The organism is Pseudomonas sp. sp1636 (assembly GCF_030376615.1).
Taxonomy (GTDB): domain Bacteria; phylum Pseudomonadota; class Gammaproteobacteria; order Pseudomonadales; family Pseudomonadaceae; genus Aquipseudomonas.
Map to the genome: position 1 here is coordinate 82512 of NZ_JARRAB010000021.1, position 10039 is coordinate 92550.

A 10039-nucleotide genomic window follows, 5' to 3' on the forward strand; every position below is an offset into this window, starting at 1 on the left:
TGCTGTAGCTCTTTGGTCTGGATCGTCAGTACGGCATGGAGCGCCAATGCCCCAGGTTTGGGCCATCTTCTGTTGAGTGCCGGTTATTCAGTGACCTGGAGCGTGTAGAGCTTTTCCACATCCTGCCCCGCGCATTGAGTGCCATAGGTACTGCCATAGACCAGTAGGTTGTAGCGTCCGGCCTCGGTTGGAGTCCCTCGGATTTCGCCATGCTTGTCTCTTTCGGTGTGGGCTAACTCCAAGCCATTGGGCAGTGGCTTGCCTGGAGCTACCAGCAACTGGCTCATAGGGGTACTGGCGTTGATCACATCTATACGGATGCGATAGGGGACTCCCACGACTGCAGCAGGAAGCTCATTGGGCAGAAGTTCCGGCGCAGGCCTTAGCGCGCAGCCGACCACGACATTACCGAGCATGAGGACTTCACAGCCTGTTAGCGGAATGGCCATACAGAGAGTGAGCAGCGTCTTTCGCAGCATGGTTGAATTGTTCTTTGCGGAGGGCTGTTAGCGAGATTTGCGCTCGAGTTCTTCTATTTCGGCAAAGACTTTTCGATGCTCGGCTTGCGAGGCGTAGTCGCCGCTGATTTCCTTGGCGTCTTTTCCGGTTAGGCCATTGCCAGTCAGCGCATCGCGAGCGAATCGGATGGCAAACTTCCGACCGTCCAGCTCTAGGTAGAGGTAGTAGTAGTCCTCGGGCTTGTTGGGTTCGGCGAATGCGCTATAGGCATAACGAACACGTTGGCTAAGATCTGGAGGGGTGTCGATTAACGTTGATCTATCCAGCTCAGGGTATTCATCGCGCAGTTCACTACTGGCTATAAGAGGCAGCTCAGCATTTTGAGTCGCTGTGAAAGGCAATGGCTTGCTGCGCAGTATGGTGACATTGCTGGCCCCACCATCGGCCTCAATGTTGCGTGGTTTGTACATGCCGCCGACAAACCAGCGGCTTGCATCGAACATTTCTTCGTTCTCGAAACCGCCGTAATACATCATGATTTTTTTAGGCATCTGGCTTTCCTTGGCATTCAGATAAAGTCCGGTCGCCAAGCTAGCGGCCAGGGCAATGCTGCATAGCAGCAGCTTGTTCAAGCGCCTCATAGTGGCTTGTATTCCCGCAGGGTGGCCGGCACCCCAGTGGGCGAGTCACCGGCGCGAACTGGGCGAACCGCGCCTTCTGCGTCGAGCGGATAGCCAATTGTTTGATCGTTCGTGTCACGGCTTTTCGCGTGGAGCGCGAGTGCCTCATCTTCTGTACTGGCCGATTTTCCAGGTTGTCTTGGCGCAGACTCGTTGGGCAATATGGCGGTAGCGTCTTTGCTGGCCTGTCGATGCGCTGCTAGGCGCTTTTGATAGTTGCTGCGCTGTAACTCATAACGATCCATGGCAAGCTTGTCCGCCCGAACTCTTTGCTGCGCCCCTGCTAGTCCTGCGCGATCAGTCGAATTGCCATAGGTCTGGTCATAATTGCTGCGCCGTGGAAATGCCCACACAGCAGTTTGAGCGGTGTTGGCGATCAACTGCGCCAGACTTTGCTCGTACAGCGGATCTTCACCTTCGCTGACGTGTACGTCTGCATGAATACCAAGACCGGTACGGCAGGCGTAGGAGTGAATCTTGGCACTCAGGTCGAACGCTTCAGGCTTGAGCATCAGGGCTTGGGCATCGCGCATGCGGTAACTGTCTGCCTTATCCAGCTCATAACCAAACTCGATTGTGCCGACCAGGCCGTGGGAGAAAAAGTCGAGCTGCTTGATCTCGCGCTTCTTGCTGATGCGCAGGTTGATAAAGTCGAGTAGTTGGGCGATGGAATCCAGTTCACGGTACTTGGCGCCATAGCGGGTTTCGACCACGTCCTTCACGGCGTCGAGCAGGGGGCGTTCGTAGTCTTCGGTGAAAATCAGAAAAATACGCTGGGTGGCATCGTTGGCGCTTGCCGGCGGGTAGAGGCGAACTTGCCGGATGCCTTGGTTGATAAAACGCATCTTGTTGCCTTTCTGCCCACGCAGCTTTTCCATCAGGCCCATATGCGAGGCGCCGACTACGGTAATGAAGTCGCGCTGTAGCGAAACAGGGATCTGTTGAATAGCGTGCTGGGAGCTGGTCTTACCCTGGTGAGGCGCTGTCATTGCATCTGTCCTTAGAAGCTAATGCCCTGTTGCTTGAGGTGGTTGGCCGCATCCCGGCCCCAGCGAACGACCACGGATTGTGGGGCTTTGGTGAATACCCGCTCGGTATTGCCGTAGGCATTGGTGTAACCGACAAAGCGCTGGCCATCGCCGCACTCCACGCAGTACAGCGCGTCCTCGACAGGCTGGCCGCTATTGCTGTCTATCAGCTGGTACTGCTCGCTGTGCCTGGGCAGGATCTCTGGTGCGCTGAACGGCGCGCTGCCCGATTGAGTACCAACCAGTACGTCTCCTGAACCGGTGATGATGATCCCGCCATGAGCGGTGGCACTACCAAGAAACGCAATGGGTTTTCCATTGACCAGGATGCTGCCTATACCTTCGGTGACCGCATCGCCACAGGCCGTACTATCACCGACCCGCAGGGTGGGTAGGTTGTTGATCAGTACATCCGGCGAACCACTGGTGGTCGGGTTGGTGCCATGCCCAGGAATGGGGCAAGCATTTAAATCGCTGAGGCGGGAGGCTGGTTTTGCCATGGCTGTCGTCCTTGTGCCAAGTGATCAGGCATTCTGAGCTTCATGGGATTTTTTCGGTGTGGCTAAGTTCACTTTTCGCGGCGTTAACTTCCTGCGTGCTCTTGCCTTAAATTCCGCAAGGTGTCGTCGACGAAGGCGCAGCCCCAGTAAATCACTGAGAAATGATGATGCGTATCCACTTGCTGTCGGACCTGCACAATGAGTTCAGCCCGTTTACTCCAGAGCCTCTGGACTGTGATGTGGTCATTCTGGCGGGCGACATCGATGTCAAAGCACGTGCTGTTGCGTGGGCCAGGCATGTCTTCCCTGGCCCGGTGTTGTACGTCCCAGGCAATCACGAGTTTTACGGTGGGCACCTGAGCCATACCCTGCAAAAAATGCGAGCGGTGCAGGATGATCGCGTTCGGGTGTTGGATCGGGATGAGGTGATCCTGGCCGGTGTACGGTTTCTGGGGGCGACCATGTGGACGGATTTCACCGCAACCGGCAACTCACCGATGGCATGCTTGAGTGCGCAGAATGCGATGAATGACTTCAGGCAGATCCGCACTGAAAGCTACAGGCGCATCCGCCCAGCCGACCTGGTCGCCCAGTCGGTGCAAACGAAAGACTGGCTGCGCATGAAGCTGTCGGAGTCATTTGACGGCCCAACTGTGCTGATCACCCACCATGCTCCAACGCTACGCTCCCTCCAAGGCAGCCCGCACGCAGGTACTCACCTGGATGCCGCTTACGCCAATCGTTGGGAAGACCTTATGGGTGGTGAGCAGATGGCGCTGTGGGTGCACGGCCATTCGCATATGGCTGTCGACTATGACGTAGCGGGAACACGGGTGATCTGCAATCCCAGGGGGTATCCGGGGGAAGAGACAGGCTTCCGCTCGGATCTGATCATTGAGCTCTAACCACCCTTCTATAGCTCTAGGGTTGGTCTAGCTGTTTTTCCTGCAGACATGAAAAAGCCGCGCAATGCGCGGCTTTTCGATTTGGTGGGCCCAGTAGGACTCGAACCTACGACCAAGGGATTATGAGTCCCCTGCTCTAACCAACTGAGCTATAGGCCCCAGAAGCCGGCGGATTATACCGGTGCCTTCTCGGTAGCGCCAACCGAACGACGCGGGCTGAGGAAATTATGGGCGAATACGTCGGCGGCGAGGGGGCGGCTGAGGACGAAGCCCTGGATCTGTTCGCAGCCTTCGGCGGCGAGAAACAGTTCCTGGGCCTTGGTTTCCACGCCTTCGGCGATCACCGTGAGTTGCATGCTGCGGCCGAGGGCAATGATGGCGCGGGCAATGGCTACGTCGTGCGGGTCGCTCGGCAGGCCGCGGACGAAGGATTTGTCGATCTTCAGGGTGTCCAGCGGCAGGCGCTTGAGGTAGCTCAGCGAGGAGTAGCCGGTGCCGAAGTCGTCGATGGCCAGTTGCACGCCGAGGGCTTTCAGTTGGTGGAGGAGGCTCAGGGCGTCCTCGGTCTGGTTCATGATGAAGCTTTCGGTGATTTCCAGTTGCAGCAGGCTGGGGTCGAGCGCGTGCTCGTCGAGCAGGCGCGAGATGCGCTCGAACAGGTGCGGCTGGCGCAGTTGGGCGCCGGCCAGGTTGACCGAGAGCGGGCCGAAAGGCGCGTGGAGGATTTGCCATTCGCGCATTTGCCAGCAGGCTTGTTGCAGCACCCAGTCGCCCAGCGGCAGGATCAGGCCGGTTTCCTCGGCCAGTGGGATGAAGCGGTCGGGCGGGATTTCGCCAAACACGGGATGGATCCAGCGAATCAGGGCTTCGGCGCCGGCCAGACATTGGCTGCTCAGGCTGAGTTTGGGCTGGTAATAGAGGTGCAGTTCTTCACGCTCCAGGGCGCGGCGCAGTTCATGTTCCAGGGCCATGCGTTCGGTGGCCTGGAAGGTCAGGTCGCGGGTGTACATTTCGACCCGGTTGCGGCCTTTGGCTTTGGCGCGGTACATGGCGGCGTCGGCGTTTTTCACCAGGGTGGCGACATCCAGGCCGTCCTCCGGGTAGAGGCTGATGCCGATGCTGGCGCTGATATAGAACTGGTGGTCGTCGACCTGGAAGGGCGGGCTGAAGCAGGCGAGCAGTTTGTTGGCGACCAGTTTGGCGTCGTCGGTCTGGTGCAGGCCTGGTAGCAGGAGGATGAATTCGTCGCCACCCAGGCGGGCAACGGTGTCGATGTCGCGCAGTTGTTCCTTGAGGCGAATGGCGATGCTCTTGAGCAGTTGGTCGCCGACCGGGTGGCCAAGGCTGTCGTTGATGTGCTTGAAGCGGTCGAGGTCGAGAAACAGGATCGCGCCTTGGCGGTCGTCGGTTTGCGCATCGTCGAGTGCGGCATGTAGCCGGGTTTCGAACAACATGCGGTTGGGCAGGCCGGTCAAGGGGTCGTGGTGGGCTTGGTGGTCGAGTCGGGCCTGGGCATGTTTGAGTGAGCTGATGTCGGCGAATACGGCGACGAAGTGCGTGGTCTGCTGGGCTTGATTGCACACGGCGTTGATGGTCAGCCATTCCGGAAAGATCTCGGCGTTCTTGCGCTTGTTCCAGATTTCCCCTTGCCAGTGTCCTTCATCTTCCAGTTGGTGCCACATTGCGCTGTAGAAGGCGCTGTCATGTTGGCCGGAGGCAAGCAGTCGGGGGGTTTGCCCAAGTACTTCGGCTTCGCTAAAGCCGGTAATTGCGCTGAAAGCGCGGTTGACCGCGACTATGCGCTGCTGAGGATCGGTGATCATCACGCCTTCGGCGGTACTTTCGAACACGGTGGCGGCCTGCTGGAGCTTTTCCTGCATGGCCTGGCGTTCGGTGATGTCGCGGGCGATGGTCAGCAGGCAGGGCTCGTCGCCGACCTGAATCGGTTGGGCGGACAGCTCGCACAGGCGTATCTGGCCCGCGCGGGTGCGGATCGGCGCGCTCAGATCACGGACTCTGCCGTGCAGGCCGATCTGTTCGATCATCCTGGCGCGGTCTGCGGGGTTGGCCCAGATACCCAGTTGCAGGGTCGAGCGCTCGGCGGCTTCGCTGCTGCTGTACCCGGTGATGCGGCTGAAACCCTCATTGACTTCGATCAGTTGGCCGTCGCGGACACGGCTGATCAACAGGCCGTCGGGGGAGGCGTGGAAGGCTTTGGCGAATTTATCTTCGGAAATCAGCAGTTGCTGCTGGGTGGCTTTGAGTTGGCTGATGTCGCGTACGATTATCACCAGCGCCGGGGTGTCGACGAGCTGGAAGGCCTGGGCGGAGATCAGGCCGATGAAGCGTTGCCCGTCGCGCCGCTGGAAGGGCATCTCCAGGTTGCGCAGGCGTTTGCCTTGCAGGAGGTTGAGCAGGGTCGGGCCGATGTCGGGAATGCCCCAGATATTCAGTTCACTGGCGGTTTTGCCGAGCGCTTCGCTGACCGGGATGCCGGTCTGTTGCTCGAAGGCATTGTTGACGTCCAGCAAGCGGCCGTCGGCGCGGCGGGCGATCACCAGGATGTCCGGGCACTGCTGGAACACCGAAGCGAACTTCTGTTCGGAGAGGCGCAAGGCCTGCTCGACCTGCTTGGCTTCGCTGATGTCGACCATCAGGCCGCGCATGATCGTCTCGTCGCCATTGCGGGTCAGGGTGACGATGTCGCGGATCCATAGCAGTCGGCCGTCGGCGGTATACATCCGGTAGTCCAGGCTACGGTCGCGGCCGGCGGCGCTTTCGCGTTGGCAGTGGTCGATGGCTCGTTGTGCATCCTCTGGGTGCAGGGTGCTCAGCCAGAAGCCTGGACGCTTCCAGTCGGCCAGTGGGTAGCCGAGCAGTTTTTCCGCGTGCGGCGAGACATAGGTGAAGCTGTGGTCGTCCCGGCGTGCCTCCCAGGCAATAGCCGAGAGGTTTTCCACCAGGCTGCGGTAGTGCTGTTCGCTGTTGCGCAGTTCCTGTTCGAGCAGGCTGCGGGTGACCATTTCGCTGTGCAGGCGGCGGTTGATGCGCAGTATCGCGGCGATGATGGCGCACAGTGCGAGCAAGCCCGGGAGGCCATACAGCAAGAGTTCGCGCCAGACACTGCGCCTGTCCTGCAAGTTGTCGACCCAGCGTGCCTGTAGGGCGCCGATTTCGTCGCTGCCGATGTTGGCGAGGAGTTTGTCGAGAATCCCGATGAGGATCGCCTGGTCGTGTGGCGCGGCCATGGCGAGTTGATAGCGATAGGGCGTTTCGCCGCTGATGATCAGACCTTTCAGTTTGAGCTGGCGCAGGCTCCAGACACTGGAGGCGAGGTCGCCGATCAAGGCATCGGCCTGGCCGATGGCGAGTGCGTGCAGCGCGGCATTGACCGTCGGCAGCGGTAGCAGGTGGAGATCCGGGTGTTGGCTGCGCAGCAGTTCGTGGGGGGCGTAGTCCTCGACCACGGCAATCTTCAGGCCGTAAAGGTCTTTCATTGCGCGTGGCTGCGGCCCGTCATCGCGCGCCAGGATGACGATGGGGAAGTCCAGGTAGGGGCGGGTAAAGGCCAGGTAGGCCTGCCGTTCTGGCGTGGCCATCACGGCGGGCAGCAAGTCGAGCTGACCGGCCTTGGCCTGCTCCAGTACCGCGCTCCAGCTGCTCGGTGCGCTCGGCTGCAGGCTCACCCCCAGGCGTTGTTCAAGCAGTGCGATGTAGTCGGCAGCCAGGCCTTGGTAGCGGCCCTGTGCGTCGCGGAGCTCGAATGGCGGCCAGGAATCATCGATGCCCAGGTGCAGCACCGGGTGCTCGGCCAGCCAGGCGCGCTCGTCCTCATTGAGCGCCAAGGCTGCCACCGGACTGACCCAATACACCAGACACAACAGGAGAATGGCCGGCAATCTCGGCATGGCGGCCTCGTGGCGGAGCGAATGATATTCGGAGTGTAGACGGGGCTTGGCTAGGCAGATAGCAAAACCCCCCGGGATTGGCCGGGGGGTTTGTATTACTCGTCGAGGAAGGAGCGCAGATGCTCGCTACGCGTCGGGTGACGCAGCTTGCGCAACGCCTTGGCCTCGATCTGGCGGATCCGCTCGCGGGTGACATCGAACTGTTTGCCAACCTCCTCGAGGGTATGGTCGGTGTTCATGTCGATGCCGAAACGCATGCGCAGCACCTTGGCTTCACGCGCGGTGAGGCCGGCCAGCACTTCGCGGGTGGCTTCCTTGAGGCTTTCCACGGTCGCCACGTCGATCGGCGATTGCATGGTGGAGTCCTCGATGAAGTCGCCCAGGTGCGAATCTTCGTCGTCGCCGATCGGGGTTTCCATGGAGATCGGCTCTTTGGCGATCTTCAATACCTTGCGGATTTTGTCCTCGGGCATTTCCATGCGTTCACCCAGCTCTTCCGGGGTCGGTTCGCGACCCATCTCCTGCAACATCTGCCGGGAGATACGGTTGAGCTTGTTGATCGTCTCGATCATGTGCACCGGAATACGGATGGTGCGGGCCTGGTCGGCAATCGAGCGAGTGATCGCCTGACGGATCCACCAGGTGGCATAGGTCGAGAACTTGTAGCCGCGCCGGTATTCGAACTTGTCCACCGCTTTCATCAGGCCGATGTTGCCTTCCTGAATCAGGTCGAGGAACTGCAGGCCGCGGTTGGTGTACTTTTTGGCGATCGAGATCACCAGACGCAGGTTGGCTTCAACCATCTCTTTCTTCGCGCGGCGGGCCTTGGCCTCGCCGATCGACATGCGCCGGTTGATATCCTTGATCTCGGCCAGGGTCAGGTCGCACTCGGCTTGCAGGGCAACCAGCTTCTGCTGGCAGCGCTGGATGTCGCCTTGCAGGCCGCCGATGGCCTCGGCGTATTTTGCTTTGCCCTTGGCCAGTTGCTCGGACCAGCTGGCATCGATTTCATTGCCCGGGAACAGGCGCAGGAAGTCGGCGCGAGGCATGCGCGCATCACGTACGCAGAGTTGCATGATGGCGCGTTCTTGCGCACGCAGGCGCTCCAGGGCGCCGCGCACACGAACCACCAGCGCCTCATACTGCTTGGGCACCAGCTTGATCGGCATGAACAAACCGGCCAGGGCTTTCAGCTCGGCGATGCCTTGCTTGCTGTCACGGCCATGCTTCTTCAGCGACTTCTTGGCGATCTCCAATTGCTCGGAAATAGCGGTGAAGCGGCGCAGGGCTTCTTCCGGATCCGGGCCGCCATCGCCTTCTTCTTCCTCTTCGCTGTCGTCGTCGTCCTCGTCCTTGTCGTCATCGGCATCGGCGGCAGTGCCGTCTTTGACCGGTACAGGCGCGGCAGGGGCTTCAACAGGAACGGTGCCGTCGTCCGGGTCGATATAGCCGTTGAGGACTTCAACCAGGCGGCCGCCTTCGGTGGTGACGCGGTTGTATTCGGCGAGGATGCTGTCGACGGTGCCAGGGAAGTGGGCAATAGCGCCCATGACTTCACGGATACCTTCTTCGATACGCTTGGCGATTTCGATTTCGCCTTCGCGGGTCAGCAGTTCCACTGTGCCCATTTCGCGCATGTACATGCGCACCGGGTCGGTGGTACGGCCAATGTCGGTCTCGACCGCTGCCAATGCAGCCGCTGCTTCTTCCGCAGCCGCTTCGTCGGTATCGGCGTCGGCCAGCATAAGAGAATCCTTATCTGGCGCAACCTCGAATACGTTGATCCCCATGTCGTTGATCATGCGGATGATGTCTTCCACCTGTTCCGGGTCGGAAATATCCTCCGGCAGGTGGTCGTTGACCTCCGCGTAAGTCAGGTAGCCCTGCTCACGACCAAGGGTGATCAACTCTTTGATACGAGACTGCTGTTGCGCTTTTCCGGACATAACACCCTATCCACTGAAGGTCTTGGCGGGCTAAAAACAAGCCGCGGATTATACCCGAATAAGACCCCTATGCGCCAGTTGGGCTCGGGATTACCGGTGATGCATTACGGCTCAGCAGGTTGCGCAGTTGGTTTTTTTCCTCTGCACTCAACTCACTTTGACGGGCTTTGTGGATCAAATGTTCCAGGCTGCGCTCGCGTTGGCGGGCCACAAGACTAGTTATAGTGTCGAAAAACTGTTGTTCAAGGTTGTCGGCTGAAATCAGCCATTCCTTTTCCGCCAGGGCCCGTAACAGGCGGCCCTGTTCGGTGCCGTGCCAGCGCGCGAGCAGTTGCAGGGCGCGCAGTTTCGGGTTCTTTTGCAGGGCGCCGAGCAGGGCGACCAGCAGCTGTGCGTAGGTGTCGTCTTCGGCGGCGAAGTGGCTGACGTCTTCGACGTTCTGTGCCAGTTCGGGGTGGTGCAGCAGGGTGCGTAACGCGCTCAGGTGCGGCGATTCGACGCTGACGGCGGTGCGGGGTGCGCGTGGGGTGAAGTCGTCGCGGCCCTTTTTGCTCCGCTTGCCGCCTTCTTTCTTCCAGTCGCTCTTGCCCTGGCTGCGCTCGAAGCCCGCCGT

7 protein-coding genes, 1 tRNA gene and 1 pseudogene are annotated in these 10039 nt (G+C 59.9%); 1 reads left to right on the plus strand and 8 read right to left on the minus strand.

The annotated features are described in order from the left end of the window. Nucleotides 1-83: 83 nt before the first annotated feature. From P8H27_RS18350 to P8H27_RS18365, 4 genes are read right to left on the minus strand one after another with little or no spacing between them, the layout of a single operon-like run. Nucleotides 84-479 carry a putative Ig domain-containing protein gene (locus P8H27_RS18350; protein WP_289639116.1) on the minus strand — a complete coding sequence of 132 codons (396 nt, stop codon included), beginning with the start codon at nucleotides 477-479 and terminating at the stop codon, nucleotides 84-86. Between the two features lie 27 nt (nucleotides 480-506). Beyond that, entirely contained in the window at nucleotides 507-1091 is a 585-nt protein-coding gene (locus P8H27_RS18355) for a hypothetical protein (protein ID WP_289639118.1), read from the minus strand. 5 nt (nucleotides 1092-1096) lie between these two features. Next, a complete protein-coding gene (locus tag P8H27_RS18360) occupies nucleotides 1097-2128 on the minus strand; it encodes a hypothetical protein (RefSeq protein WP_289639119.1) in 1032 nt (343 codons plus the stop codon). 11 nt (nucleotides 2129-2139) lie between these two features. Further along, a complete protein-coding gene (locus P8H27_RS18365) occupies nucleotides 2140-2667 on the minus strand; it encodes a PAAR domain-containing protein (RefSeq protein WP_079204458.1) in 528 nt (175 codons plus the stop codon). A 167-nt stretch (nucleotides 2668-2834) separates the two neighbouring features. Between P8H27_RS18365 and P8H27_RS18370 the strand changes: the two genes are divergently transcribed. Then, entirely contained in the window at nucleotides 2835-3572 is a 738-nt protein-coding gene (locus P8H27_RS18370) for a metallophosphoesterase family protein (protein WP_289639126.1), read from the plus strand. A gap of 82 nt (nucleotides 3573-3654) precedes the next feature. On the opposite strand, the gene P8H27_RS18375 is transcribed toward P8H27_RS18370, so the two are convergent. The 4 genes and pseudogenes from P8H27_RS18375 to P8H27_RS18390 form a co-directional block, all read right to left on the minus strand. Next, nucleotides 3655-3731 (minus strand) — tRNA-Ile (locus P8H27_RS18375). 14 nt (nucleotides 3732-3745) lie between these two features. After that, the gene (locus P8H27_RS18380; protein WP_289639120.1) at nucleotides 3746-7480 is read right to left on the minus strand and encodes a bifunctional diguanylate cyclase/phosphodiesterase; all 3735 of its coding nucleotides are present in this window, start codon (nucleotides 7478-7480) and stop codon (nucleotides 3746-3748) included. Between the two features lie 95 nt (nucleotides 7481-7575). Further along, nucleotides 7576-9426 carry an RNA polymerase sigma factor RpoD gene (gene rpoD / locus P8H27_RS18385; protein WP_289639121.1) on the minus strand — a complete coding sequence of 617 codons (1851 nt, stop codon included), beginning with the start codon at nucleotides 9424-9426 and terminating at the stop codon, nucleotides 7576-7578. A gap of 67 nt (nucleotides 9427-9493) precedes the next feature. Next, a pseudogene (locus P8H27_RS18390) lies at nucleotides 9494-10039 on the minus strand (DNA primase); the annotation flags it as partial.

What these genes read in the sequence shown, in the direction of transcription:
- P8H27_RS18380 (WP_289639120.1), bottom strand. Translation starts at nt 7,480, where the DNA reads ATGCCGAGATTGCCGGCCATTCTCCTGTTGTGTCTGGTGTATTGGGTC.
- rpoD (WP_289639121.1), bottom strand. Translation starts at nt 9,426, where the DNA reads ATGTCCGGAAAAGCGCAACAGCAGTCTCGTATCAAAGAGTTGATCACC.
- P8H27_RS18360 (WP_289639119.1), bottom strand. Translation starts at nt 2,128, where the DNA reads ATGACAGCGCCTCACCAGGGTAAGACCAGCTCCCAGCACGCTATTCAA.
- P8H27_RS18370 (WP_289639126.1), top strand. Translation starts at nt 2,835, where the DNA reads ATGCGTATCCACTTGCTGTCGGACCTGCACAATGAGTTCAGCCCGTTT.
- P8H27_RS18350 (WP_289639116.1), bottom strand. Translation starts at nt 479, where the DNA reads ATGCTGCGAAAGACGCTGCTCACTCTCTGTATGGCCATTCCGCTAACA.
- P8H27_RS18365 (WP_079204458.1), bottom strand. Translation starts at nt 2,667, where the DNA reads ATGGCAAAACCAGCCTCCCGCCTCAGCGATTTAAATGCTTGCCCCATT.